Raw genomic sequence first — 24,999 nt, 5'->3', positions numbered from 1 at the left:
CGCACCGTAGGGGGAAACGCTCAATTGGCGCTACGCAGCACCTGCAAACAGTGTTTCAGTTCATCATCGAGCGGCGCTTCAATACGCAACGTCTCACCGCTGTTTGGATGAGTAAATTTCAGCGCCGCCGCATGCAAAAACAGACGTGACAAACCGGTTGCTGCCAGTTGCTTGTCAAATTCACGATCGCCGTACCGATCGTCAAAAGCAATCGGATGGCCCGCATGCTGCGTATGTACGCGGATCTGGTGCGTACGACCGGTTACAGGGCTACAACGCACCAGCGTCGCAAACTCATAACGCTCTTCCACTTTAAACCGTGTTTCGGACGGTTTGCCTTCGCTGTTGACACGCACAATGCGTTCACCACTTTGCAGAATATTTTTCAGCAACGGAGCCTGCACCGCTTTTACGTGTGACTGCCACTGCCCGCGAACCAGCGCGAGATAATCTTTCTGCATCTCTTTGCCTCGCAGTTGCTCATGTAGCGAACGCAGCGCCGAACGTTTTTTGGCCACCAACAGAACGCCGGAAGTATCACGGTCGAGACGATGAACGAGTTCGAGGAACCGAGCTTCCGGACGCAGAGCGCGTAGCCCCTCAATTACGCCAAAACTCAAGCCGCTGCCACCGTGTACCGCTGTACCGGACGGCTTGTTGAGGACGAGAATATGCTCGTCCTCGTACAAAATAACGTCGCTTAATGCCGCAACTTTCTGTAGATGCGGTGAAACCGCCTCTTCTTCACGTTCAGCGACGCGCACCGGCGGGATGCGTACTTCGTCACCCGCTTCCAGTTTATATTCCGGTTTGATGCGTTTTTTATTCACCCGCACTTCGCCTTTACGCAGAATGCGGTAGATCATGCTTTTCGGCACCCCTTTTAAGTGGGTGCGCAAAAAGTTGTCGATGCGTTGCCCCGCTTCGTCAGCGGAAATAGCAACAAATTTTACGGATGGTGTCTCAGTTTTCATGGGAGGCGATTCTAAATAGCCATGATGATTAGCGCCACTCATTTTTCTATGCTTATATTTACATTTGCACCTGGCTACTGACGTTAGATTCTTCTGATTCGGTGGTTATTAAACCAATCTCCGTAGAGAGGTGAAAAAACTGTGAGTAACCGGGTGATAAATGGTAAAAGTCAGCTTGCTATAAGAAGGCTCGCAGGGAATAATGTTGCAGTTTTCCGTGTTGAATCTTGTTGAAACAAGCAAAATAAGCGGAATGACCAGTTTTGCCTGTCCGATCATACACGCAGCAATGGCGTAAGACGTATTGAACTTTCAGGCAGTTAGCGGGCTGCGGGTTGCAGTCCTTACCGGTAGATGGAATCTTCTCTGGAGAGTTTTTCCCAGGCTGTTCCCCTGATAATTGCGCTGTATTTTCCACAGGAAATACAGGCAACCGACACACTGCGCCTCTTAAGCGAGCGACAACCGTGAGGTTGGCGGCGTGAATAGTCTCGAGGCCATCGGTTCTCCCCGGAAAGGCGTTATCTTGCCCGCAGCTTAGTCGTCAATGTAAGAATAATGAGTAAGTTACGATGAAAAGAATGTTAATCAACGCAACTCAGCAAGAAGAGTTGCGTGTCGCCCTTGTGGATGGGCAGCGTCTGTATGATCTGGATATCGAAAGTCCGGGGCACGAACAGAAAAAAGCGAACATCTATAAAGGTAAAATCACCCGCATTGAGCCGAGTCTTGAAGCTGCCTTCGTTGATTACGGTGCTGAACGACACGGTTTTCTCCCCCTCAAAGAAATCGCACGCGAATATTTCCCCACCAACTACAACGCGCATGGCCGTCCGAATATCAAAGACGTGCTGCGTGAAGGTCAGGAAGTCATCGTCCAGATTGATAAAGAAGAGCGTGGTAATAAAGGTGCTGCGCTGACCACGTTTATTAGCCTTGCGGGCAGTTATCTGGTGTTAATGCCGAATAACCCGCGCGCAGGTGGCATCTCTCGCCGCATTGAAGGCGACGACCGTACTGAATTAAAAGAAGCCCTCTCCAGCCTCGAATTGCCGGATGGCATGGGGCTAATTGTACGCACAGCCGGTGTGGGTAAATCCGCCGAAGCGCTGCAATGGGATCTGAGTTTCCGCCTGAAACACTGGGAGGCTATCCAGAAAGCCGCTGAAAGCCGTCCTGCGCCGTTCCTGATCCATCAGGAAAGCAACGTTATCGTTCGCGCCTTCCGTGATTACCTGCGTCAGGACATTGGCGAAATCCTTATCGACAATCCGAAAGTGCTTGAGCTGGCCCGCCAGCACATTTCCGCGCTGGGTCGTCCGGATTTCAGCAGCAAAATCAAACTGTACACCGGTGAAATTCCGCTGTTCAGCCACTATCAGATCGAATCGCAGATTGAATCCGCTTTCCAGCGTGAAGTGCGTCTGCCTTCCGGCGGCTCTATTGTTATCGACTCCACGGAAGCATTGACGGCTATTGATATCAACTCCGCGCGCGCAACCCGCGGTGGTGACATTGAAGAAACCGCTTTCAACACCAACCTGGAAGCAGCCGATGAGATCGCACGCCAACTGCGCCTGCGCGATCTCGGTGGCCTGATTGTTATTGACTTCATTGATATGACGCCAGTTCGCCATCAGCGCGCTGTTGAGAACCGTCTGCGCGAAGCCGTACGTCAGGACCGCGCCCGTATTCAGATCAGCCATATTTCCCGCTTTGGCCTGCTGGAGATGTCTCGTCAGCGCCTGAGTCCGTCGCTGGGCGAATCCAGCCATCACGTCTGCCCTCGTTGTAGCGGCACCGGTACTATTCGCGATAACGAATCGCTGGCGCTGTCGATTCTGCGCTTGATCGAAGAAGAGGCGTTGAAAGAGAACACCCAGGAAGTGCACGCGATCGTGCCAGTTCAGGTTGCCTCTTATCTGCTGAACGAAAAGCGTGCTGCGGTCAGCGCTATCGAATCCCGTCAGGGCGGCGTACGCTGCGTGATCGTGCCAAACGACCAGATGGATACGCCTCACTACTCCGTACTGCGCGTACGTAAAGGGGAAGAGACGCCAACCCTGAGCTACCTGCTACCGAAGCTGCACGAAGAAGCAATGGCGCTGCCATCGGAAGAAGAGTATGCCGAACGTAAACTGCCTGAGCAGCCTGCACTGGCGACATTCGTCATGCCGGATGTTCCTCCTGTACCGCAAGCACCTGCTGCTGCACCTGTGGCTAAAGCTGAGCCTGCCGTCGCTGAAAAACCTGTAACGCCAGGATTACTCAGCCGTTTCTTCTCGGCACTGAAAGGCCTGTTTGCGGGTGAAGAGACCCCGGCAACCGTCGAAGCCAAAGAAGAAGAAAAACCGGCGAAACAAGATCGCCAGCAGGATCGTCGCAAACCGCGGCAGAACAATCGTCGCGATCGTAATGAACGCCGTGATGGCCGCGCTGAAGGCAGCGAGGCGCGCGAAGGTCGTGAGAATCGCGAAAACCGCGAAGGTCGTGAAGAGAACCGCCGTAATCGCCGCGAGAAATCGCAGCAAAACGTGGAAACTCGCGAAGTACGTGAGCCTGCGGCAGTGGAAGAGACGGAAAAAACTAAACAGCGCGATGAGCAACAACCGCCACGCCGTGAACGCAACCGTCGCCGTAATGATGACAAACGTCAGGTTTCGCAGGATGTTAAAGAACTGAACCGTGCCGATCAACCTGAACAGGAAACTGAACAGGAAGAGAGCGTACAGGTGATGCCGCGTCGTAAACCGCGTCAACTGAACCAGAAAGTTCGCATCGAAAGCGCACAAGCTGAGAGTGTTGCCGAAGAGACGATCGCTCAGAGTACCGAAATGGCGAAAGTCGAGATCCCGGCCATTGTGGAAACCAACCCGGATCAGGATGGAAATGCCGAATCGCGCGAAAATGGAATGCCTCGCCGCTCTCGTCGTTCTCCGCGTCATCTGCGCGTCAGTGGCCAGCGCCGTCGTCGCTACCGTGACGAGCGTTATCCGTTGCAGTCAGCCATGCCGCTGACCGTCGCCTGTGCTTCGCCTGAAATGGCTTCCGGTAAGGTATGGATCCGCTATCCGGTTGTGCGCTCTCAGGAAGAGCAGGCGAAAGAGATCGCGGCAGAAGAGAGCGTAGCCACTGTGCAGGATGTTGCCCCAATGGTGGCTGAAACCGCGCTGGTTAGTGCTCCACAGATGACTGAAGTGGTTGAGCAACAACCCGCAGTAGAGGCTGAAGCTGTAGCGCCAGCCGCTGAAACGGAAGTGACGGAGCCAGTCGCGACATCAGAACCGCAACAGCCTGCCGCTGAGCCTGAGACCATTGAGGTAGAAACCATCCATCCGGAGGTTATCGCCGCGCCGGTTGATGAGCAGCCACAAATGATTGCCGAAGAAGATCGTGTCGTCGCCGAAGAGGTTACGCGAGAAGCTGCGCCGGCGCAGGAAAAACCGATCGTCGAAACTACTCCGGTCGTTCACGAACAAACCCCGGTTCCGGTTATTGAACCGGTGAAAGAAACGGTGGCACATGTCGTTGCTCGTAAAGTAGCCACTGCGCCGATGACTAAAGCGCCTGCACCGGCCTATATGCCGGAAGCGCCGCGTCACAGTGACTGGGTACGCCCGGGCTTCAATTTCGAAGGTAAAGGCTCCGCGGGCGGTCACAGCGCCACCCACGCTGCCACCGCACCGGCAACGAAACCGCCATCTGTTGACTAATCGTCAGACAGCCCAAAAGCCGGCCTCATGGCCGGCTTTTTTATGCCTGCCGCGCGGGCTGGCGCATACCTCCCAGCCCCGGCATCACTTCACGCATCAGTTGCAAAAATTTTCGCAATCGCGCCGGATAGTACCGCGCCCATGGGTACACCAGATGCACCGGTAGCGGTGCCGCCTGCCATTCCGGCAACAGGGCGACCAGTTTTCCGCTGTGTATATCCTCTTCCACCATCCAACTGGATATAACCACCAGACCAAGACCACTAATCGCCGTATTCCGCGCAGCGTACAGGCTGTCGGTAAACAATCTTGGCGAGATCGGCACCTGCTCCGCATCACCAGTTTGCTGATGCGTCAGATGAATTTCATGCTGATAAAAAGTGTTCAGCGCTATCCACGGCAAAGCTGAGAGTTGTTGCGGGGTTTCAATTGCCGGAAAACGTGCCAGCAAAGCCGGAGAAGCCACCAGGCTGCGGGGTACCTCTGCCAACAACACAGACACTGTCGTCGGATCCACTTCTGCGCCAACACGAATAGCACAATCAATGTTCACGCTAAGAAAATCGACCTTTTTATCGTTCAGCATCCACTCGACAGAAAGCTGCGGATGTCGCACCAAAAATTCGGTGAGCGGTCCAAGCAACTGCTCCTGACCAAAAGCATGAGGTGCACGCACACGTAAAATACCGACCGGTTCATCAGCGGACTGGCTCAGTTCATCCTCCAGAGCGACCCAGGCATCCGCTACCCGTTTTGCATGTTGATAGCAGCGTTCACCATCATCGGTCAGTTTCATCGCATGGGTGGTGCGCAGCAGCAGCTTCACCCCGAGCAGGGTTTCCAGCGACTGCAAACGACGGCTGACCGTTGCCTGCGTCGTTACCAGTTGACGTGCCGCCGCCGATAGCGAGCCCGCTTCCACGATGCGGATAAACGTCCGCATCAAATCCACTCTATCTATACGTTCCTGACGCTTCATTTTTATATTGCCTATACGTTTCACGTATAACCGTTTTACCACTCCGCTAGCTACCGCGCCACAGCGCATTAGATAAGAATGTACTCACTGCGTAGCACGTCTACGAATTCATAAAAAACATATCGGGGAAATACAGTATGAACCGTCATTCTCTTTCGACAGATGCTGTTGGCTGGGTCATTTTAGCGCTAGCACTGGGCGCAGGATTTAGCGTTGCGTCTATCTACTATTCGCAGCCGCTGCTGCCGCTGATGGGCAGCGATCTGCACCTGACCGTTAATGGCATGGGGTTGGTCCCCACACTGACTCAGGCCGGTTATGCGCTGGGTATTTTGTTCTTACTGCCGCTGGGCGATCGCCATGACCGTCGCCGCCTCATCCTGATAAAAAGCGTGGCACTGGCAATTCTGCTATTGGCCTGTAGCCTGACCAACAACCTTCCCTCTCTGCTGCTCGTTAGCCTGATGCTGGGGATGGCGGCAACAATGGCGCAGGATATTGTCCCGGCAGCAGCCATTCTGGCGCCAGCGGGTAAGCAGGGGAAAATGGTCGGCACGGTGATGACCGGCTTACTGCTGGGCATTCTGCTCTCTCGTACGGTTAGCGGCTTCGTCGGCGCGGCATTTGGCTGGCGAGTAATGTATCAACTCGCTGCCATCAGTATTGCCTTGATTGGCGTGCTGATGTGGTCCGTGCTACCGCGCTTTGCCACCCACTCTACACTGAGTTATCCGGCACTGATGAAATCGATGGCACACCTGTGGCAACGTTATCCGGCACTGCGCCGCGCGGCTTTCGCCCAGGGTTTCTTGTCCATCGCTTTTAGCGCTTTCTGGTCTACGCTTGCAGTGATGTTGCTGGAAAAATATCAGTTGGGCAGCGCCGTTGCCGGTGCATTTGGTATTGCGGGCGCGGCCGGTGCACTGGCCGCGCCGCTGGCTGGTGGTCTGGCAGATAAAGTCGGCGCTGAAAAAGTAACGCAGCTTGGCGCCGGGCTGGTGACACTCTCCTTTGCCCTGATGTTTTTGCTGCCGGTACTGCCGCCACACGCTCAGCTTATCCTGATTGCGATATCTGCGGTCGGTTTCGATCTCGGTCTGCAATCGAGTCTCGTGGCGCACCAGAACCTGGTGTACGGTCTGGAGCCGCAAGCGCGTGGCCGCCTGAATGCGTTACTGTTCACAGGTGTGTTTATCGGTATGGCGATGGGATCTGCACTGGGCAGTAAACTCTATTCCGTCGCCTCATGGCAGGGTGTGGTAGTGCTGGCAACGCTCTCTGGCTTTATCGCGCTGGTCATTCGCCTGGTCGATGCCCGTCGCATCCAGCAAGCGGCACAGAAAGCGGCGAAAAAGGCATAAGACAAAAAAAGGCCCGCTCCGGTAACAGAGCGGGCATACGGAACATGTCCAGTTTCAAGACATGCTCAAAATGAAACTATTACTTGTTAATCTGGAACAACGACATTCCCTGCATATCGGAGAATGCTTTGTAAGAAGCCTGCAATGCAGCTTGTTGCATGGTGTAAGACGAAATCACCGAGTTCCAGTCCACATCTACCAGATCGCTTTTCTGCTGTGTCAGACCCAGCGCGCGGTCATCACCCAACGAATCAAGACTGTCCAGCTCATTCAACTGCGTACCCAACTGCGCGCGAACCGTCAACACGTTGTTCAGGGAGTTCGACAAACCACGACTGGTTTTATCAACCGCAGCCTGCGCAGTCGCTTTGGCCGTATCATTACCGGAAACTGGCGTATTAAGCGCAGCGATGGCCGTATCCAGCATTTTAAACAGATTAGTTTCCGAGGTACCCGGCGCACCCGTTGCCGGATCCGTCGGTTCAGGCGTGGCGTTACTGGTGATGTGGTTAAAAACTTCATCACCCGTATGGGCAATTACCATGCTACGGGAAGCATCAACCTGCTGGGTGATGTTTTGCGTGCCTCCACTGTAAGTACCGGTAGAATCATACGGTGCCGTTTCGGTTTTATAGCCGCCGAAAATATAACGTCCGTTACCGTCAGTGCTGTTCGCGAGGTTCAACAACTGATCGCGATAGCCTTGCAGTTTGCTGGCCAGTGATGCGCGGTCATCGTCGCTGAGCGAGCCGCTGCCGGCCTCAACAATGGTGGACTGTGCCCCCTGAACCGCGGTCGTTACCTGCTGCAACACGCTCTCTTCCAGCGACACTTTTTGTTCGGCAAAAGTACGCGCTGTTGCGTACTGGGTATTCTGCGCCTGCGCCTGAGAGATCACCACGGCCTGCGAAGCGGCGATCGGATCGTCAGACGGACGGTTCACACGCTGCCCGGTAGACATTTGCTCACCATAGGACAGCCATTTGCTCTGCGCATTGGTGACACCGCGCATGTTTTGTTCATACATCATTTGCGTGCTGATACGCATCATTCACCCCTTACTTAGCGAATTTCCAGCAGCGCATTAAACAGCGTGCTTGCGGTCTGCAGAACCTGGGCGTTAGCCAGATAATATTGCTGATAACGTTGCAGGTTGCCGTACTCTTCATCGAGGTTAACCCCGGAGATAGACTGTTGCTGGTTACTGAGCTGTGTCACAACGTTGCCCTGCGTAGTGCTGCTGGTTTTCAGCGTAGACGTTTTGTTACCTATGTCGCTGACCAGCGTCGCATACGCATCGTTGAACGTTTTGTTGCCGCCGACTTTCGTCGCCTTTTGAAGATCCAGCATCGCCTGGCCGTTACGGTTATCGCTCGCACCGTCATTGGCGGCTTGCGCCATAGCGATCTTCGACTCGTCAGTCACTGCCACGCTCATATTGACAACCGCATTGCTTACCGGTTTAACGGTAAAACTGTCATTGGTGCCCGGCCCGCTCGTACCACCGACGGTAATTTTCAAACCGTCAAAGTTCAGCGTACCGTCAGTCGGGTTTGGTGTCACCGTGATCGAGGTATTGTTGGACAAGCGGGTGACATTCCAGTTTGTGCCATCGTAAACTACTTTGTAATCGGTCGCCTGTACCGCAGAGCTGTCGCTCACGGCTGCCGTCAACGTAGCACCACCGGTATTTTTCGAGTTGTTCAGCGTTGTTGGGGAACCAATAGTAAAGAAATCAGTACCCTGTGCGCCGTTCGCATCATAACCCTGCGTATGCTGTTGGTTAAATGAATCGGCAAATGACAGCGCCAGTTGGCCCAATGTGTTACGTGTCTGATCCAGATCTTGTGAACGGAAAGCCAGCAGACCACCCAGCGAGCCAGTGGTGATCAGTTTTTCCGGAATTTCGATATTGCCAGCGGTGTTATCAACATACGCCACTGTTGTACGTGATGGATCGGCGCTCGAAGCGACTGCCGCCAGTTGGCGAGAGCTACTGCCCTGCACCAGCGTATAACCGTTCGCCATCGTCAGGTTGTAGGTATTACCATCCTGTACGCTAACTTCCACACCAACGATTTTATTCAGTTCGCTAACCAGTTGGTCGCGTTGATCGAGTAAGTCATTCGGCGACGCACCAGCACCAACACCGGTAAGACGGGAAATCTGGTCGTTCAGCGAGGCAATCTGCTGAGTGTAGTTGTTGATCTGATCAACGCTTGATGAGATAGACAGGTTAACCTGTTTGTCCTGATCGCGCAGATACTGATCAGCCACTTTGAACTGGTTAACCATGCTGCCAGCTTTGCCCAACAGCGCCTGACGTGCCGCCGGATCTTCAGAGTTGCTGACCAGCGTTTGCAAGCTTGAGAAGAAATCCTGCATGCTGGTCGCCAGTGAATTGGTGGTGCTTGAGAACACATCGTCGATTTTCGACATCTGCTCATAACGCGTCGTCAGCCCACTACTCTGGTTTTGTGCCGCACGCAACTGGTTGGTGATAAAAGCATCATACTCACGCTGAACGCCAGTAACGGTCACGCCATTACCAATATAGCCGCCTGCGCCCAGCGTACTTTTCGCCGCTGAAAGCACCGTCGTCTGGCGAGTGTAGCCCGCCACGTTATAACTGGAAATGTTATTACTGGTAGTATTAAGCGCGGCCTGGGCTGCGCTGAGCCCACTCATGGCGCTATTAATCAAACTGGACATGGAGGTTCCTTATATACATTCAGTCATGAGTCCTGTTGACGATTATCGGCAACCGAGGGTGAAACTTGAGACTTTTCAGAACAGATTTTGGATGTCAGTGCTATACGCTTTGCTGACCTTTTCACCCATCGATTTCAACTGCTGAATCATGGATGTCAGTTTGCGAGCATAGTTAGGATCGGTGGCATAGCCGGCATTTTGCAGCGCCTGCGCACCCTGTTCTGGCGTTGCGGCAGTGGTGACCGCCGCGTAGCGTTTATTACGCGTCAGCATACCGACATAGTCGGAGAGCGCTTCAAGGTATGAGCTGTAAACGCGGAATTTGGCTTTCACTTTCACCGCTTCACCGTTTTCATATTCGGTGGTAGTAACTTCCGTGGTCGGCCCTTTCCAGCCTGGCGTGGCTTTAACGCCAAAAATATTAAAGCTCGGCTCGCCGTTTTCACGCGGGATCTGCCGTTGACCCCAGCCAGATTCCAGCGCCGCCTGCGCCAGGATGAGGTGATGCGGAACCCCACTCTGTTCACTCGCCAGACGGGCAGGAAGCGATAATTGCGCCAGGAAGTCTTTGCTGTCGCCGGAAAGCGGTTCATCGCTACTTTCCGGCGCTTTTGGCATCGCTTTACGTACCAGTTGCGTCAGCGCCTGGTTCTGATATGTGGTGACCGTTTCCAGCGGGAATTTCATCGGTACCTGCTGTGCTGATTGTTCTGCAGGCTCAGCAGTTCCCTGCTGAGCAGCCATCTGTTTGACCATCATATCTGCCAGTCCCAGGCCTTTACCGGCCGTCATCTGCTGGGCAATTTGTTGGTCATACATGCTGGTGTACAGCCGGGTTGAGTCACTGCTGAAAATGCCATCTTTCGGCAATGTTTCACGCATGCTTTTCAGCATCATCTGCACGAACATACCCTCAACCTGACGGGCAACGGGGCGCAAATTGGTCTGCGGATCCTGCCGGGTCTCGGTTTTCAGTTCGTTCAGTGATTGCGCGTCCCAGGCCGCGCTCGACAACAACCGGCTGTCTGTCAGCATTAGATGATCTCCAGTTTCGCGCGCAGGCAACCTGCACTTTGCATGGCCTGCAGGATAGACATCAGTTCCATCGGCGAAGCACCCAGTGCGTTAAGTGCGCGCACGACGCTATTCAGATTGGCGCTGGCGCGAACGCTTTGCAGCGAGCCACCGCTCTGGCGCAAATCGATCTGCGTCTGTGGCGTCACGACTGTCTGACCACCGCCAAACGGTGTATTCGGCTGGCTGACATTCGCCTGCTGGTTGACCGTGACAGAGAGATTTCCCTGCGCGACAGCACAGTTATCCAGCGACACTTCACGGTTCATCACTACCGAGCCGGTGCGCGAGTTGATGATCACTTTCGCATCCTGCTGGGTAGCGCCAATTTCAAGATTCTGAATATCGGCCAGCAGACGGACCTGCGAACTGCCGCCAGTGGAAACGCGGATTTGTACGGTACGGGCGTCAAGCGCCGTTGCACTGCCATAACCACGGCTGCGGTTAATGGTGTCGGCAATCTGCTGCGCCATAGAGAAATCTTCCTGGTTCAGTTGCAGGTTGATGGTATTCCCTGCGCCGAACTGCGTCGGCAACTCACGCTCGATCACCGCGCCGTTGGTAATACGTCCACCGTTAAGCTGGTTCACCTGAACACTACTGCCGCCTGCTGACGCACCAGCGCCGCCAACCAGAATATTCCCCTGCGCCAGCGCATACACCTGGCTGTCGACCCCTTTCAGAGGGGTCATCAGCAGCGTGCCGCCGCGCAGACTTTTAGCGTTACCCATTGAGGAGACCACCACATCAATGGTTTGCCCCTGGCGGGCGAATGCCGGGAACTGCGCCGTGACCATAACGGCCGCGACGTTTTTCAGCTGCATGTTGGTGCCGGTCGGCACCGTAATCCCCATCTGCGACAACATGTTATTCAGTGTCTGCGTGGTAAAGGGGGTCTGCGTGGTCTGGTCACCGGTGCCATCAAGGCCAACGACCAGGCCATAGCCGATCAAGGAGTTTTCTCGTACGCCCTGTACACTGGTGAGGTCCCGGATGCGATCGGCATGGGCAATAGATGCCACCAGTACCAACGCCATTGCCAGATATCTAAACATAATTCACCCCGGTTACATCGGCGATAAGTTGAGGAAGAAGCGTTGCAGCCAGCCCATATTCTGCGCTTCGTTGATGTAGCCATTGCCCACATACTCGATACGCGCGTCCGCCACCTGTGTGGACGGAACTGTGTTGCTGCCGCTGATGGTGCGCGGGTTTACGACACCTGAAAAGCGGATGAACTCTGTGCCCTGGTTAATGGCGATCTGTTTTTCACCCACTACATGTAAATTGCCATTGATCAGCACTTGATCGACCGTGACGGTCAGCGTGCCGCTAAATGTGTTACTGGCATTTGCGCCGCCTTTGCCGTTAAAGGTATTGCTACCGGAAGAACTCAGATCGGCTCGGGAGTTGCCGAACAGCCCTTCGAGATAACGCGGCGTGGTATCCATGCCAAAGCTGGATTTGCCATCGCGGCTGGCATTCGCTGACGAGCTTTTGCTGGCACTCACGTTCTCTTGCAGCACGATAGTCAGCGTGTCACCAACGTTACGCGGGCGACGGTCTTCAAACAGCGGCTGATAGCCATAGTTAATTGGCTGTGCAGTCTGATAAATCGAACCATTCACCATCGGTACCGGCCCCGGAATGGGCTGGGCGGTGGTCGCCCCCTGCACTAACGGTGTAGACGGAACCCAGGCACATCCTGTCAGGGTTAATGCGACTAAAGCCATAATCGGGTAGCTGCGCACGGCGTATTTTTGCATTGCATTCATCTTCAAAATCAGGGTTCCGGCGCGGCGCTTACCGCGCCGGAAAACGCCTTAGAGTTGCGTCAGTTTCTGCAGCATCTGATCGGTGGTCGATACTGCCTTACTATTAATTTCGTAAGCGCGCTGAACCTGGATCATATTCACCAGCTCTTCCGCCACGTTTACGTTTGAGGTTTCCACATACCCCTGATACAGCAGACCCGCGCCGTTCAACCCAGGCGTAGTGGCGTTTGGTGCGCCGGAGGCCTGCGTTTCGGTGTAGAGGTTTTCACCGATGCTTTCCAGACCGGTGTCATTCATAAAAGTGGTCAGGTTTAACTGGCCAACCTGAACGGGTGCAGGCGTCCCCTGCTGGGTCACACTCACCACACCATCGCTACCAATGGTGATGCTCAGTGCGTTTGCCGGAATGGTGATAGCAGGTTGAATCTGGTAGCCGCTAGCCGTTACCAACTGACCATTCTGGTCGACCTGGAAGGAACCGTCGCGCGTATAGGCGGAAGTGCCATCCGGCAGTGCCACTTCAAAGAAGCCCTGCCCTTTAATCGCCACATCTTTACTGTTATTGGTCTGAGACAAGTTGCCCTGGCTATGCAAACGTTCAGTGGCAACCGGGCGCACGCCGGTACCAATCTGCAAACCAGAAGGCAGAGAAGTCTGCGCAGAAGACTGCGCACCGGGCTGACGAATCGTCTGGTACAGCAAATCTTCAAATACTGCACGCTGACGCTTAAAACCATTGGTACTGACGTTCGCCAGGTTGTTGGCGATGACATCCATATTGGTTTGCTGGGCATCAAGGCCAGTTTTTGCGATCCATAATGAACTGATCATATGTAGTCCTGTTTATTAGCCCATTGACAGCAACTGGTTGGCACGTTGCGCGTTATCATCGACGCTGGAGATCACCTTCATCTGCATCTCGAAACGACGCGCGCTGGCGATCATGTCGGTCATGGCCGCCACCGGTTTAACGTTACTGCCTTCCAGCACCCCGGACATGACGCGTACGCTCGGATCGTCCTGCAACGTCGTGCCACGCGTCGCTTGTGCGGCCTGGGTCAGACGGAAAATGCCGTCATCGCCGCGCTGCACTTCTTGCGGGTTGGCTTTCACCAATTTCAGTTTGCCAACCGGAGCAATGGTATTAGCCGGATCACCCGGGTTTAGCGAGGAGATCGTACCATCAGCCGCAATCGTTATTTGCGAGCCTTCAGGAACAGTCAACGGCCCGGCATCACCCATCACCGGATGACCCTGGATCGTCAACTGGCCGGTCGAGCTCACCTGGATGTTACCGTTACGGGTATACCCTTCAGAACCGTTCGCCGTCTGTACTGCCAGCCAACCGTCCTGCTGTAACGCCACGTCCAGCGGACGCGAAGTATAATCCAGTTGGCCTGGTGTCATATCGGCGCCAGGTGTCGACTCGATCACCAGCGTACGGGTAGGTAGCGAAAGCCCTTCTACCGGTACCGCGCGCAGCGCATTAAGTTGTGCACGGAAACCCGGCGTGGACGCATTCGCGAGGTTGCTGGCCGTGACAGCCTGCTGATTCAGCGTCTGGCTGGCCGCGCCCATGGCGGTGTATATTGCGTGATCCATTAAGCCATCCCGTCAGACGATTAACGCAGGTTAACCAGCGTGTTAAGGATCTGGTCCTGGGTTTTGATCGTCTGCGCGTTTGACTGATAGTTACGCTGCGCGACGATCATATTCACCAGTTCTTTACTCAGATCCACGTTAGAAGCTTCCAGCGCTCCGCTGGTCAGAGTACCGAAGTTACCGGTGTTTGCTGTACCGAGTAGCGCCACACCGGAAGAAGCCGTAGCAGACCAGACGTTGTCGCCTTCGGACTTCAAACCTTCGTTGTTGGCGAAGTTTGCCAGCACAATCTGACCCAACAGCTGATTCTGTTCGTTGGAGTAGTTACCTACAACGGTACCGTCATCGTTAATCTGGTAGCTCACCAGGTCACCCGGTTTGTAACCATTCTGGGTGGTCGCAACGATGTTGTTGGCACCGGTGTTTTGCTGCATGGAGTTCAGAAAGCTCAGGGAGAATGTCGCCGGGGTTGCGCCGTTAACGGTACCGGTGGTGATATTCGCCGTAGTGCCGCTGGTCAGAGTGCCATTCGCATCAAACACCATCGTGCTAGCCAACGTCGCAGCGTTGCCACTTACGCTACTGTCCTGTGTGTAAACACTCCAGGTGTTCGCCGTGGAGCTTTTCACGAAGAAGACGTTCATGTCATGCGCGTTACCCTGGCTGTCGTAAACGGTAACAGAGCCTTTTTTGTTGTAGCTATCCGCATTCGTCGGATCAAACGTGGTCACTGACGGAACAGGATCCGTGGAGTTCAGGTTGATCTGCATTGTTGCCGTGGTGGTGGTTTTCGCCGCCATCAGGGTGTTTGGAATAGTAATGCCCTGCGGGTTCGCACCGGTCTGAATCGTTGGCGGTGTCCCCGTTGCCGGATAACCGGTGACTTGCATGCCTTGCATGTTCACCAGGTTACGGTTCTCGTCCAGTTTGAGCTGGCCGTTACGGCTGTAATAAACAGAACCGTTGCTGTCAACCAGACGGAAGAAACCGTTGCCGCTCAGCGCGACATCAAGACCGCGACCAGTGTTGGTAGTCGTACCGTCGTTAAAATCCTGGGTAATCCCGGCCACCTTAACACCCAGACCGACTTTAGAACCGGCAAACATATCGGCAAAAGACGCAGTCCCGGATTTAAAGCCATATGTGGCGGAGTTGGCGATGTTGTTACCAATGACATCGAGGTTGGTGGCCGCAGCATTCAGGCCGCTGACCGCTTGTGAAAAGGCCATGACTTACTCCTGATAAGTGTTAAGGCTTAGATAATCTGCCGTACTTCGTCGAGTGTGGTTGTACCGTAGGTACCCAAATCTAAAGCATTGCCGCTGGAGTTGAGCGTAACGCCCTGTACCATGGCAAATTGCAGCGGTTGCGCAACCAATTGCGTTGAGCCGGTGCTCGCGGAGATGGAAACTTTATAAGAGCCATCCGGCGCTGCCGTCCCATCGCTCAGCTTGCCATCCCAGCTAAAGGTATGAACGCCAGCCGACAGCGAACCGATGTCAATCGTGCGCACCACAGTGCCGTCTTTGCTCGTGACGGTAGCGGTGACTTTGTCGGCGGCCTGCGTCAGCTCAACACCAAACGGCGTGGAGGTTCCGCTGCCTACCAGCACCGTCTGCCCAGGGATCATAACGCCGTGACCAATCAGGCTAGATGCCTGCAATGACTGGCTGTTATCAATCTGCCCGGAAATCGAACCCAGCGTGGTGTTTAGTTTTTCAATCCCGCTGAGGGTACTAATTTGTGCCAGTTGCGAGGTTAGCTCGTTGTTTTGCAGCGGGTTGGTCGGGTCCTGGTTTTTCAGCTGTGCGACCAGCAGCGTCAGAAAGCTACTCTGTAGGTCAGAAGCGCTGTTAGTGCCTGTGGCGGACGTACCACTATTGTTGGTTGATGAGACACTACTGTTAGCAGTGGGGTCATTAATGTTCACGGCAATAGACATGCGTGTCTCCTTTACTGGCCAAGGGTGAGCGTTTTGAGCATCATGCTCTTAACGGTGTTAAGCACTTCGACGTTTGCCTGATAGCTGCGTGAAGCGGACATGGTATTCACCATCTCACCGACCACATCAACGTTCGGCATTTTGACGTAGCCATTGGCGTCAGCCAGCGGATTGCCTGGTTCATAGACCAGTTTGTCCGGTGCCTGACTTTCGACCACATCTGATACTTTCACGCCGCCGGTCGCCTGACCCGGGGCAGCGTCAACCTGGAAGACAACCTGTTTAGCACGGTAGGGTTGCCCGTCTGGCCCGGTTACGCTATCGGCATTGGCCAGGTTACTGGCGGCAACGTTCAGACGTTTTGATTGCGCGGTGAGCGCAGAACCGGCGACATCAAAGATATTCAGTAATGCCATTTACTTAGTTCCCCTGTTGCAGAACGCTCATCATGCTTTTGATCTGCCCGCCCAGCACGGTCAAGCCGGTCTGGTATTTCACGCTGTTGTCAGCGAATTGCGTACGTTCGCGATCCATGTCCACGGTGTTACCGTCGAGTGAAGGCTGATCAGGAATGCGGTACAGCAGATCGGCGGACGGCGCGGAGATGTTTTGCGCCGGAATATGGCGGGAAGATGTCAGCGTCAGCGCAACACCGCTGTTTTCAGCACGCCCGCGCTCCATGACTTTTTTTAATTCGCTGGAGAAATCAATATCACGCGCCTGAAACCCAGGGGTATCGGCGTTGGCAATGTTTGCCGCCAGAATCTCCTGGCGCTGGGCGCTCAGGTTCAGCGCTTCTTGTTGAAAACGCAGCGCGGCATCAAGTTTATCGAGCATAGCTCCCCCACTGATGACAATTATTTAGCCAACAGCTTAAATCTCCTCAGGCAAACTTATCGCCGGAATAAGGGCAAAATGCGTCGCTATTTATTGCGTTGATACATTTGCCATGCAGTTAAAATCTCTGCATCCCATCAACAGGCAGGAGCCTGCGATGAATACGTTGAAAAGCGGTTTAGCCGCGACCTTACTGTTTTTGAGTCCGCTGACACAAGCGAGCGATTTGCAAGCTCAGCTCACGTCATTTTTTGCTCAGCGCCTTGCTGGCTTTAGTGACGAGGTAGTGGTAAATATACGGACTCCGCAGAACATGTTGCCCGCCTGCGATCAGCCCGCACTGAGCGTAGTCGGTGGCGCAAAGCTATGGGGAAACGTAAACGTTGTCGCGAACTGCGCGGGGGCTAAGCGCTTTTTGCAGGTCAACGTGCAGGCGACAGGCAATTATGTGGTGGCGGCGCAAGCTGTTGCGCGTGGCAGCACGCTGCAACCCGGCAGCGTGACATTAAAACGCGGTCGTCTCGATCAATTGCCGCCGCGCACAATGCTGGATATTAATCAGGCGCAGGATGCGATCAGCCTGCGCGATCTCCTACCCGGGCAGCCGATTCAGCTCTCAATGCTGCGTCAGGCATGGCGGGTAAAAGCGGGACAGCGGGTACAGGTTGTGGCATCGGGAGAGGGCTTTAGTGTGAACGGCGAAGGGCAAGCGCTGGATAATGCCGCCGTGGCGCAAAATGCCCGCGTGCGTATGTCTTCAGGCCAGATTGTCAGCGGTACGGTGAGCACTGATGGGAATATTCTGATTAACCTATAATCTTTTTAAAGAATTTATGTTGCCTGCCGATAATTAAGCAACGACTAAAGATATCAGGCCCGAAACGCCAGGACACCTCGATGAGGACAACACTATGAGCATTGATCGTACATCGCCTCTGAAGCCGGTTAACACTGTTCAACAGCGTGAAACCAACGACGCCCAGTCGCAGAAAGCGCGTCTGGAAAAAGCTGCGACGGCGAACAGCACCAGCGTCACTATCAGTGGCGCTCAGGCGAAGCTGATGCAGGCGAGCGCGAATGACATCAATACGGAACGCGTTGAACAATTGAAAACCGCGATTCGTAATGGTGAACTGAAAATGGATACCGGCAAGATTGCCGATGCCCTGATTAACGAAGCGCAGAGTTACTTACAGAGTAAATAACAGAATGAATCGACTGTCAGACATTCTTGATCAGATGACAGTTATCCTGAGCGCTCTGAAAGACGTGATGGATGCTGAGCAAAAGCAACTTTCCGTGGGCCATGTGAATGGCAGTACGTTACAGCGTATTACGGAAGAAAAAAGTTCCTTGCTCGCAACGCTGGATTACCTGGAGCAACAGCGTCGTTCGACGCAGCACAGCGCTGACGACGATATTGCCGATCGCTGGCAAATTATTACGCAGAAAACACAGCATTTGCGCAACCTTAACCAGCACAATGGATGGCTGCTGGAAGGGCAAATTGAGCGTAATCAGCAGGCGTTGGATGTACTGAAGCCTCATCAGGAACCAACGTTGTACGGCGCCAACGGTCAAACCGCTTCCGCTAACCGCGGCGGCAAAAAAATCTCGATTTAATCGACAAACATTTTTTTGGCCAGGTGGTTCCCCCTGGCCAAATTGTTTATGCCACCCGGCGAGCAAACTCTTTCAGTTTAAAACCCAGTAGCACCAGCGTGGCGAAGTAAGCAACCACGCCTACTCCCACGACAGCCATCAAACGTAACAAGCGATATGGCATCGTACCCTGCGACCATTCCGGCATGACATAGAGTATGCCTACCAGCGCCGCCGCCATCACCAGCACAGCGATGACCAGACGCAGCAGAAAGCTTTTCCAGCCTGGCTGCGGCGTGAAAATATCTTGTTTACGCAACTGCCAGTAAAGCAGACCGGCGTTAAGACAGGCCGCCAGACCGATCGACAGTGATAGCCCGGCATGTTTCAGCGGACCAATAAAAGCAAGGTTCATCAACTGCGTCATCAGCAGAGTGACAATGGCAATCTTCACCGGCGTTTTAATGTTCTGCCGCGAATAAAAGCCCGGCGCCAGCACCTTCACAACAATCAGGCCCATTAAGCCGACGGAATAAGCAATTAATGCCCGCTGGGTCATCAGCGCGTCAAAGGCAGTGAATTTACCGTACTGAAACAGCGAGATGGTCAACGGTTTTGCCAGAATACCCAACGCCACTGCGCTCGGTAGCGCCAGCAGGAAGCACAAGCGCAGCCCCCAGTCCATCAGACGGCAGTACTCATCATGATTGCCGCTGGCAAAACTTTTCGCCAATGAAGGCAGCAAAATCGTCCCCAACGCCACGCCCAGCACACCAGACGGAAACTCCATCAATCGGTCAGCGTAATACATCCACGATACCGAACCGGAGACCAAAAACGAGGCGAAAATCGTATTAATGATTAACGAAATCTGGCTGACCGACACCCCAAGAATGGCTGGCCCCATCTGCTTCACAACGCGAATGGCCCCGGCATTGTGAAAACTTACGCGCGGTAAGACCAGCATGCCAATCTTCTTCAGATGCGGCAGTTGATAAACCAGTTGCAGCACGCCGCCCACCGTCACCGCCCATGCCAGCGCCAGCACTGGCGGATGGAAGTACGGCGCAGCAAACAGTGCAAAGCCGATCATGCTGATATTGAGAAATGTCGGCGCAAATGCCGGCACCGAGAAACGGTTCCAGGTATTGAGAATAGCGCCCACCAGTGACGCCAGCGAGATCAGCAGAATATAAGGAAAGGTAATGCGCAGTAGCTGTGAGGTGAGATTGAATTTATCCACGGTATCGGCAAAACCAGGCGCAGTGACCAGAATCACCCACGGTGCCGCCAGCATCCCGGCAACAGTCACCAGCGCCAGCGCCAGCGTCAGCAACCCCGAGACATACGCCACAAAGACGCGCGTCGCATCCTCGCCCTGCTTGCTTTTGTACTCAGCAAGAATAGGAACAAATGCCTGAGAAAATGCCCCCTCAGCAAAGATACGTCGCAACAAATTTGGCAGTTTAAAAGCCACAAAGAAGGCGTCGGTTGCCATACCCGCGCCAAAAACCCTTGCCACAATAGCGTCACGCGCAAAACCCAGCACGCGAGAAAACATCGTCATTGAGCTGACGGCCGCCAGCGATTTTAGTAGATTCATTCTGGATTCCATAAGGCACAACGCCTGCAATGCAGGCGTTGGTATACAGCGAAGCGCATAGTCTACAGGGAAAAAGGCGAATTACTATCACCAGATGTTACAGGCGGTTATTCACTCATCGCCTCACGCCAGAGCTTTTCTACTACGCGTTGGGCCAGTATGGCCTCTTCGCCCGCCGTTTCCGGAACCGTCTGATTTTGCACACATTCAATAAAATGGCGCGCACAACCGGCAAAACCACGCTGTTCCAGCACGCTCTGCCAGCCAGCAACCGGACGCGCCACGATGCCCTGCCCGCGCTCTTCACGCCATTCACGCATATCGGTGATATCCACCAGCGCACCATCAGTAACGGCCTGAATCCACTCACGCTGGCTTCCCGCCCGCCGGTGCATACTGGTGGTGATTTGCAGGTGATCCAGTGAGAAGTGGTGTTCGGCATAAACCATTGCGCCGTCATCATCTGTGAGCAACGTACCGCTTTGTAATGCCGCCGTACCCCCCGCCAGCCACAATGCGGTATCCACCACATGCAGATAATCGTCGAGCAGCGTGAATCGTAAATCCTGCGGCCCCACACTGTCGGTGCGGTGTTTATCCATCCGCAGTGACGCCGCCTGCGACATCTGCTGTTTCAGTTCGCGATATAGCGGCGAGAAGCGGCGGTTAAAACCGACCATCAGCGTCAGCTTTTTCCGCGCGGCCAGTTCGATAAGCCGCTCAGCATCCTGGAGGTTTTCGGCCAGCGGTTTATCGACGCAAACATGCACACCAAGGTTCAGTAACTCGCTGACCACGCTGTAGTGCGAAGCCGTCGACGTATGGACGAAAACCGCATCACACTGGGCGGCTAATGCCGCCAGCGAATCAGCATACGGAATGCGCCAGGTTTCGCATACCCGCAGGGCTTTTTCCCGGGTCGGCGACCAGGCCGCGGCTAGCGTCCAGTCGGTCGCAGCACCTACAACTGGCAGCCAGGCTTTTTGCGCAATGCCGCCAAGGCCGACCACGCCAATACGTAGTTTCGTCACGCCTAATCTCCTAAATGTGCGAGCAGCGAATCCAGACGCTGTTTCAGCTCTGCCACTTCCTCTTCCAGCGCCTCAACGCGCGCCACCAGCGATTCTTCGGGAGGGGGGGTGACCGCCTCAGTCATATTCTCCAGAATCTGTACGTCGCCACTGAACAGGTGCATATAGCGGCTTTCGCGTTTGCCGGGCTCTCTGGGAAGCCGCACGACATACGGGCCCTCTTCCCGTGTCGCCAGTCGTTCCAGCGCCGTTTCCACTTCCGCCATATCATTAAAGCGATGCATGCGTTCCGCACGGCCACGCAGTTCCCCCGGCGTTTGCGGCCCGCGCAACAGCAGCGTGGTGATGAGCGCCACTTCTGCCGGATTGAGTTTCAGGTCGCCAAATTCGGAGTTGCAAAAACGCTGCTCGTATTTCGTTACTCGATTGCCAAAACCGCTGACGGTGCGCAGATAGTGCCGCTTCACCAGTTCATCCAGCACAACCTGTACCTCATGTTCGCTGAGGTTCATGACGGGTTCACGATTGGTCTTCTGATTACTGGCGGTAACCACACCGTTGATCGACAGCGGATATTGTTCCGGCGTGGTGATCTGCTTTTCCAGCAGGCAGCCGATAACTCGCGCCTCAACCGCTGAGAGTTGATACTTCATTGTTGCTCCTTAGCGACCCGGGGTCCATTCTTGCGCAGTGAGCGCAGTAAGTACGTGATCGCGCCACTGCCCGTCGATCAGCAAATACAATTTGGCGTAACCCTCTTTCTCGAAGCCCAGCCTCGCCAGCAAATCGCCGCTACGTTTATTATGCGGCATGTAATTTGCCATGATGCGGTGCATATGTTGCGTGCGCTGCATGTAACGGATCGCCGCCGTCAGTGCTTCAAACATCAGCCCTTGCCCCTGCCATTTTTGTCCGATGGAGTAGCCAAGGTAACAAGCATGAAACGAACCGCGTACCACATTGGAAAAATTCGCCACTCCGACGATCTCTTTTTCCTCCGGATCGAGCAGCGCGAAATAGAATGCCGATCCCTGCTTATGAAATTCATTGATCATGCCAAGACGAGCCTGCCAGCCGGAAGGATAGCAATGACTTTCATCACGTACGGGCTCCCAGGGCTTTAGAAATTGCCGATTTTCGGCGTAATAATCCGCCAGGCGCCAGGCATCGCGCTCATGCACCAGACGAACCACTAATCTGTCTGTGATTAAGCGTACTTTCGGCACGTTACTGCGGTAGCCAAACATGCATTACCACTCCTTCCATTTCACCACACTTTTAACCCCTCACCTTTACTATACATTTGCGCAGCCACTCTGTGAAAACAGCAACATGGCATTTTCCACTTTGCGAACCATTTTCGATGAAAACTCTGAATCAAAGCCGGTTTTTGATAAAAAAATATTGTCACCACGAATCTGGGAAAAGACCGGGTGAACACGCAGAATAAGAATGTCTTATCTTTCTTAATTCCCCGGAGGGGAAATGTCGCGCATATCGCAGGCAAGGAGCCTGGGTAAATATTTCCTGCTTGTCGATAATATGCTAGTGGTACTCGGTTTTTTCGTTGTCTTCCCACTCATTTCTATTCGTTTTGTTGATCAGCTCGGCTGGGCGGCTTTGATGGTCGGTATTGCACTCGGCCTGCGACAATTTATTCAACAGGGTTTGGGCATTTTCGGCGGCGCAATTGCCGACCGTTTTGGTGCAAAACCGCTGATCGTCACCGGCATGTTGATGCGCGCGGGCGGTTTCATCGCCATGGGCATGGCACATGAACCCTGGCTACTGTGGCTCTCCTGCATTCTTTCGGGGTTGGGCGGTACGCTGTTCGATCCACCGCGCTCCGCGCTGGTAGTCAAACTGGTGCGCTCAAACCAGCGCAGTCGCTTTTTCTCTATCTTGATGATGCAGGACAGCGCTGGCGCGGTTGTCGGCGCATTGCTCGGTAGCTGGCTATTGCAATATGACTTTCGTCTGGTGTGTGCCGCCGGTGCGCTAATGTTTGTGCTCTGCGCCGCGTTCAACGCCTGGCTGTTACCGGCGTGGAAACTCTCTACGGTAAAAGCCCCTGTGCGCGAAGGGCTGACACGTGTGCTGCGCGACAAACGGTTTGTCACCTACGTACTGACGTTGACCGGCTATTATATGCTGGCGGTACAGGTGATGCTGATGCTGCCGATCATGGTCAACGATATTGCCGGTTCACCGTCAGCAGTGAAGTGGATGTACGCCATCGAAGCCTGTTTGTCGCTGACCTTGCTCTACCCTATCGCCCGCTGGAGCGAAAAACGCTTTCGTCTTGAACATCGTCTGATGGCCGGGCTGCTGGTGATGTCATTCAGTCTGCTGCCGGTCGGAATGGTAGGGACGTTGCAGCAACTACTTACGCTTATCTGCATGTTCTATATCGGCTCAATTATTGCAGAACCTGCACGAGAAACCTTAAGTGCCCAGTTAGCTGATGCCCGCGCGCGCGGCAGCTATATGGGTTTCAGTCGCCTGGGGCTGGCATTTGGCGGCGCGCTTGGTTACGCCGGCGGTGGATGGTTGTTTGATGTCGGCAAAACCTTCAATCAGCCTGAATTGCCGTGGATGATGCTCGGCCTGATCGGTTTGATGACCTCAATGGCGCTGCTGTGGCAATTCGGACAGAAGCGTATTCGTCCGCAGATGCTTGAACCAGGTGCCTGATTTGAGCCATGCGAAATCCGCCTTTGACGAGCTTTCCATACCGCAGGCACACAAGCCCGGTTTGTTGCGAAGAAACAGGCGGCGAGCGACAATTTCGACGAATATCCTGGCCACGCTAGCGTGGCTGGTGAAAAATATTTGCGACGATCCCGGGGCGCTGACAAACACCTTGCCAAATCGAATTCGGTCAACGGCGAGCGCTCCGGGGATGATATTCATCTTTTCCTGCCGCTGTATAACCTTACTCTTATCGCCGGAATTAACTGGCCAGGCCAGGTGGCGTCCTGGCCGATATTATGACCACGCAGACTCAGCTTAACCTACTTTCATAGAGGGCTATTTAGTGGGCTCAAGGATGGATGTAAGCGTATGTTCCCACCAGCCATTCAGTTTTTTCCGCTAGCCTTTGTACCGTGCCTGACGCATCCTACGCACCGGCTTTGGCGCTTTCGGAATGACGTTGAGGAATTATGAAGAAGATATTTTTTGCCGCTGCCTTACTGCTGAGCGGCGTGCTGGTAGGCTGTAACCAACTGACCCAATATTCAATCAGCGAACAGGAAATTAACCAGGCACTGCAAAAACGCAATAATTTTGCGAAAGACATTGGTCTGCCTGGCGTGGCTGACGCACACGTTGTGCTGAACAACCTGGCGGCGGAAATTGGTCGTGAAGAGCCGAACAAAGTGATGTTGACCGGCGATGCCAACCTCGATATGACATCCCTTTTCGGTAACCAGAAAGCAGTCATCAAGCTGAAACTGAAGGCGTTGCCGGTGTTTGATAAAGAGAAAGGCGCCATTTACTTGCAGGAGATGGAAGTGGTGAAAGCCGACGTGCAGCCAGAAAAAATGCAGACGGTGCTGCAAACATTGATGCCCTATCTGAACCAGTCACTACGCAGCTACTTTAATCAGCGCCCGGCTTATGTGCTGAAAGAGGACAGCAGCAAAGGCGAGGCGCTGGCGAAGAAATACGCAAAAGGCATTGAGGTGAAGCCAGGCGAAATTATTATCCCCCTCACCGACTGAGTCACAGGGTGCTCGCGGGCACCCTTTTTTTCAGGAAAAAGATGCAAACGAAAACGTTTCCGCTTATCC

The 24,999-nt window shown here is 54.1% G+C and carries 24 protein-coding genes and 1 pseudogene; 8 read left to right on the top strand and 17 right to left on the bottom strand.

Features of this window, described 5'->3' with window-relative positions; all coding sequences use genetic code 11:
* Positions 1-20 precede the first annotated feature (20 nt).
* Positions 21-974, bottom strand: a complete 954-nt coding sequence (rluC, locus tag BM427_RS04630; protein WP_090119636.1) for a 23S rRNA pseudouridine(955/2504/2580) synthase RluC — start codon at positions 972-974, stop codon at positions 21-23.
* Positions 975-1,546: 572 nt separating this feature from the next.
* Between rluC and rne the strand changes: the two genes are divergently transcribed.
* On the top strand, positions 1,547-4,687 hold the full coding sequence (gene rne, locus BM427_RS04620) for a ribonuclease E (RefSeq protein WP_090119635.1): 3,141 nt from the start codon (positions 1,547-1,549) through the stop codon (positions 4,685-4,687).
* 40 nt (positions 4,688-4,727) lie between these two features.
* Here rne and BM427_RS04615 read toward each other — a convergent pair whose 3' ends face one another.
* Positions 4,728-5,735, bottom strand: coding sequence for a LysR family transcriptional regulator (locus BM427_RS04615; RefSeq protein WP_090119633.1), 1,008 nt, complete (start codon positions 5,733-5,735; stop codon positions 4,728-4,730).
* A 68-nt stretch (positions 5,736-5,803) separates the two neighbouring features.
* Here BM427_RS04615 and BM427_RS04610 point away from each other — a divergent pair, with 68 nt between their 5' ends.
* On the top strand, positions 5,804-7,027 hold the full coding sequence (locus BM427_RS04610; protein ID WP_090119631.1) for an MFS transporter: 1,224 nt from the start codon (positions 5,804-5,806) through the stop codon (positions 7,025-7,027).
* 79 nt (positions 7,028-7,106) lie between these two features.
* Here BM427_RS04610 and flgL read toward each other — a convergent pair whose 3' ends face one another.
* The 11 genes from flgL to flgB form a co-directional block, all read right to left on the bottom strand.
* A complete protein-coding gene (gene flgL / locus BM427_RS04605) occupies positions 7,107-8,075 on the bottom strand; it encodes a flagellar hook-associated protein FlgL (RefSeq protein ID WP_090119629.1) in 969 nt (322 codons plus the stop codon).
* Positions 8,076-8,089: 14 nt separating this feature from the next.
* Complete coding sequence (flgK, locus tag BM427_RS04600) at positions 8,090-9,739, bottom strand: flagellar hook-associated protein FlgK (protein ID WP_090119627.1); 1,650 nt, start codon at positions 9,737-9,739, stop codon at positions 8,090-8,092.
* Positions 9,740-9,814: 75 nt separating this feature from the next.
* Entirely contained in the window at positions 9,815-10,774 is a 960-nt protein-coding gene (gene flgJ, locus BM427_RS04595) for a flagellar assembly peptidoglycan hydrolase FlgJ (RefSeq protein ID WP_090119625.1), read from the bottom strand.
* Positions 10,774-11,868 carry a flagellar basal body P-ring protein FlgI gene (locus BM427_RS04590; RefSeq protein WP_090119623.1) on the bottom strand — a complete coding sequence of 365 codons (1,095 nt, stop codon included), beginning with the start codon at positions 11,866-11,868 and terminating at the stop codon, positions 10,774-10,776. The genes flgJ and BM427_RS04590 overlap by 1 nt, the downstream gene beginning before the upstream one ends.
* Before the next feature lie 12 nt (positions 11,869-11,880).
* Positions 11,881-12,579: a flagellar basal body L-ring protein FlgH gene (flgH, locus tag BM427_RS04585; RefSeq protein ID WP_064569036.1), complete on the bottom strand. Its 699-nt coding sequence runs from the start codon at positions 12,577-12,579 to the stop codon at positions 11,881-11,883.
* 57 nt (positions 12,580-12,636) lie between these two features.
* Positions 12,637-13,419: a flagellar basal-body rod protein FlgG gene (gene flgG / locus BM427_RS04580; protein WP_090119621.1), complete on the bottom strand. Its 783-nt coding sequence runs from the start codon at positions 13,417-13,419 to the stop codon at positions 12,637-12,639.
* A gap of 15 nt (positions 13,420-13,434) precedes the next feature.
* Positions 13,435-14,190, bottom strand: a complete 756-nt coding sequence (locus BM427_RS04575; RefSeq protein WP_090119619.1) for a flagellar basal body rod protein FlgF — start codon at positions 14,188-14,190, stop codon at positions 13,435-13,437.
* A 20-nt stretch (positions 14,191-14,210) separates the two neighbouring features.
* Positions 14,211-15,419, bottom strand: coding sequence for a flagellar hook protein FlgE (gene flgE / locus BM427_RS04570; RefSeq protein WP_090119617.1), 1,209 nt, complete (start codon positions 15,417-15,419; stop codon positions 14,211-14,213).
* A gap of 26 nt (positions 15,420-15,445) precedes the next feature.
* Complete coding sequence (flgD, locus tag BM427_RS04565; protein ID WP_090119615.1) at positions 15,446-16,132, bottom strand: flagellar hook assembly protein FlgD; 687 nt, start codon at positions 16,130-16,132, stop codon at positions 15,446-15,448.
* 11 nt (positions 16,133-16,143) lie between these two features.
* Positions 16,144-16,548 carry a flagellar basal body rod protein FlgC gene (flgC, locus tag BM427_RS04560; RefSeq protein ID WP_090119613.1) on the bottom strand — a complete coding sequence of 135 codons (405 nt, stop codon included), beginning with the start codon at positions 16,546-16,548 and terminating at the stop codon, positions 16,144-16,146.
* Positions 16,549-16,552: 4 nt separating this feature from the next.
* A complete protein-coding gene (gene flgB / locus BM427_RS04555; RefSeq protein ID WP_090119611.1) occupies positions 16,553-16,969 on the bottom strand; it encodes a flagellar basal body rod protein FlgB in 417 nt (138 codons plus the stop codon).
* A gap of 157 nt (positions 16,970-17,126) precedes the next feature.
* On the opposite strand from flgB, the gene flgA reads away from it, so the two are divergent.
* From flgA to flgN, 3 genes are all read left to right on the top strand, one after another.
* Positions 17,127-17,786: a flagellar basal body P-ring formation chaperone FlgA gene (gene flgA, locus BM427_RS04550; protein WP_090119609.1), complete on the top strand. Its 660-nt coding sequence runs from the start codon at positions 17,127-17,129 to the stop codon at positions 17,784-17,786.
* Between the two features lie 94 nt (positions 17,787-17,880).
* Entirely contained in the window at positions 17,881-18,174 is a 294-nt protein-coding gene (gene flgM / locus BM427_RS04545; RefSeq protein ID WP_090119606.1) for a flagellar biosynthesis anti-sigma factor FlgM, read from the top strand.
* Between the two features lie 4 nt (positions 18,175-18,178).
* Positions 18,179-18,592 carry a flagella biosynthesis chaperone FlgN gene (gene flgN / locus BM427_RS04540; RefSeq protein WP_090119605.1) on the top strand — a complete coding sequence of 138 codons (414 nt, stop codon included), beginning with the start codon at positions 18,179-18,181 and terminating at the stop codon, positions 18,590-18,592.
* Between the two features lie 46 nt (positions 18,593-18,638).
* Here the strand turns inward: flgN and murJ are convergent, their stop codons facing one another.
* From murJ to rimJ, 4 genes are all read right to left on the bottom strand, one after another.
* A complete protein-coding gene (gene murJ, locus BM427_RS04535) occupies positions 18,639-20,174 on the bottom strand; it encodes a murein biosynthesis integral membrane protein MurJ (protein WP_090119603.1) in 1,536 nt (511 codons plus the stop codon).
* A 107-nt stretch (positions 20,175-20,281) separates the two neighbouring features.
* Positions 20,282-21,205 carry a Gfo/Idh/MocA family protein gene (locus tag BM427_RS04530; RefSeq protein WP_090119601.1) on the bottom strand — a complete coding sequence of 308 codons (924 nt, stop codon included), beginning with the start codon at positions 21,203-21,205 and terminating at the stop codon, positions 20,282-20,284.
* A gap of 2 nt (positions 21,206-21,207) precedes the next feature.
* On the bottom strand, positions 21,208-21,858 hold the full coding sequence (locus tag BM427_RS04525) for a YceH family protein (protein ID WP_090119599.1): 651 nt from the start codon (positions 21,856-21,858) through the stop codon (positions 21,208-21,210).
* Between the two features lie 9 nt (positions 21,859-21,867).
* Positions 21,868-22,452, bottom strand: a complete 585-nt coding sequence (gene rimJ, locus BM427_RS04520; RefSeq protein ID WP_090119597.1) for a ribosomal protein S5-alanine N-acetyltransferase — start codon at positions 22,450-22,452, stop codon at positions 21,868-21,870.
* 238 nt (positions 22,453-22,690) lie between these two features.
* On the opposite strand from rimJ, the gene mdtH reads away from it, so the two are divergent.
* The 3 genes and pseudogenes from mdtH (at position 22,691) to BM427_RS04505 (ending at position 24,930) form a co-directional block, all read left to right on the top strand.
* The gene (gene mdtH / locus BM427_RS04515) at positions 22,691-23,899 is read left to right on the top strand and encodes a multidrug efflux MFS transporter MdtH (protein ID WP_090119596.1); all 1,209 of its coding nucleotides are present in this window, start codon (positions 22,691-22,693) and stop codon (positions 23,897-23,899) included.
* A gap of 45 nt (positions 23,900-23,944) precedes the next feature.
* A pseudogene (locus tag BM427_RS26295) lies at positions 23,945-24,199 on the top strand (glutaredoxin); the annotation flags it as partial.
* Positions 24,200-24,369: 170 nt separating this feature from the next.
* Positions 24,370-24,930 (top strand): lipoprotein, encoded by a 561-nt coding sequence (locus BM427_RS04505; RefSeq protein WP_090119592.1) that lies wholly within the window; start codon positions 24,370-24,372, stop codon positions 24,928-24,930.
* Positions 24,931-24,999 lie beyond the last annotated feature (69 nt).

It is taken from the genome of Kosakonia arachidis, assembly GCF_900116535.1.
In the GTDB taxonomy this organism is placed as follows: domain Bacteria; phylum Pseudomonadota; class Gammaproteobacteria; order Enterobacterales; family Enterobacteriaceae; genus Kosakonia; species Kosakonia arachidis.
The sequence above is the reverse complement of the archived record's forward strand: the minus strand, read 5'-3'. Positions and strand labels throughout refer to the sequence as shown.

Bases quoted from the DNA above. Each gene is read 5' to 3' on its own strand.
- rluC (WP_090119636.1), bottom strand. From the start codon at position 974: ATGAAAACTGAGACACCATCCGTAAAATTTGTTGCTATTTCCGCTGAC.
- rne (WP_090119635.1), top strand. From the start codon at position 1,547: ATGAAAAGAATGTTAATCAACGCAACTCAGCAAGAAGAGTTGCGTGTC.
- BM427_RS04615 (WP_090119633.1), bottom strand. From the start codon at position 5,735: ATGCGCTGTGGCGCGGTAGCTAGCGGAGTGGTAAAACGGTTATACGTG.
- BM427_RS04610 (WP_090119631.1), top strand. From the start codon at position 5,804: ATGAACCGTCATTCTCTTTCGACAGATGCTGTTGGCTGGGTCATTTTA.
- flgL (WP_090119629.1), bottom strand. From the start codon at position 8,075: ATGCGTATCAGCACGCAAATGATGTATGAACAAAACATGCGCGGTGTC.
- flgK (WP_090119627.1), bottom strand. From the start codon at position 9,739: ATGTCCAGTTTGATTAATAGCGCCATGAGTGGGCTCAGCGCAGCCCAG.
- flgJ (WP_090119625.1), bottom strand. From the start codon at position 10,774: ATGCTGACAGACAGCCGGTTGTTGTCGAGCGCGGCCTGGGACGCGCAA.
- BM427_RS04590 (WP_090119623.1), bottom strand. From the start codon at position 11,868: ATGTTTAGATATCTGGCAATGGCGTTGGTACTGGTGGCATCTATTGCC.
- flgH (WP_064569036.1), bottom strand. From the start codon at position 12,579: ATGCAAAAATACGCCGTGCGCAGCTACCCGATTATGGCTTTAGTCGCA.
- flgG (WP_090119621.1), bottom strand. From the start codon at position 13,419: ATGATCAGTTCATTATGGATCGCAAAAACTGGCCTTGATGCCCAGCAA.
- BM427_RS04575 (WP_090119619.1), bottom strand. From the start codon at position 14,190: ATGGATCACGCAATATACACCGCCATGGGCGCGGCCAGCCAGACGCTG.
- flgE (WP_090119617.1), bottom strand. From the start codon at position 15,419: ATGGCCTTTTCACAAGCGGTCAGCGGCCTGAATGCTGCGGCCACCAAC.
- flgD (WP_090119615.1), bottom strand. From the start codon at position 16,132: ATGTCTATTGCCGTGAACATTAATGACCCCACTGCTAACAGTAGTGTC.
- flgC (WP_090119613.1), bottom strand. From the start codon at position 16,548: ATGGCATTACTGAATATCTTTGATGTCGCCGGTTCTGCGCTCACCGCG.
- flgB (WP_090119611.1), bottom strand. From the start codon at position 16,969: ATGCTCGATAAACTTGATGCCGCGCTGCGTTTTCAACAAGAAGCGCTG.
- flgA (WP_090119609.1), top strand. From the start codon at position 17,127: ATGAATACGTTGAAAAGCGGTTTAGCCGCGACCTTACTGTTTTTGAGT.
- flgM (WP_090119606.1), top strand. From the start codon at position 17,881: ATGAGCATTGATCGTACATCGCCTCTGAAGCCGGTTAACACTGTTCAA.
- flgN (WP_090119605.1), top strand. From the start codon at position 18,179: ATGAATCGACTGTCAGACATTCTTGATCAGATGACAGTTATCCTGAGC.
- murJ (WP_090119603.1), bottom strand. From the start codon at position 20,174: ATGAATCTACTAAAATCGCTGGCGGCCGTCAGCTCAATGACGATGTTT.
- BM427_RS04525 (WP_090119599.1), bottom strand. From the start codon at position 21,858: ATGAAGTATCAACTCTCAGCGGTTGAGGCGCGAGTTATCGGCTGCCTG.
- rimJ (WP_090119597.1), bottom strand. From the start codon at position 22,452: ATGTTTGGCTACCGCAGTAACGTGCCGAAAGTACGCTTAATCACAGAC.
- mdtH (WP_090119596.1), top strand. From the start codon at position 22,691: ATGTCGCGCATATCGCAGGCAAGGAGCCTGGGTAAATATTTCCTGCTT.
- BM427_RS04505 (WP_090119592.1), top strand. From the start codon at position 24,370: ATGAAGAAGATATTTTTTGCCGCTGCCTTACTGCTGAGCGGCGTGCTG.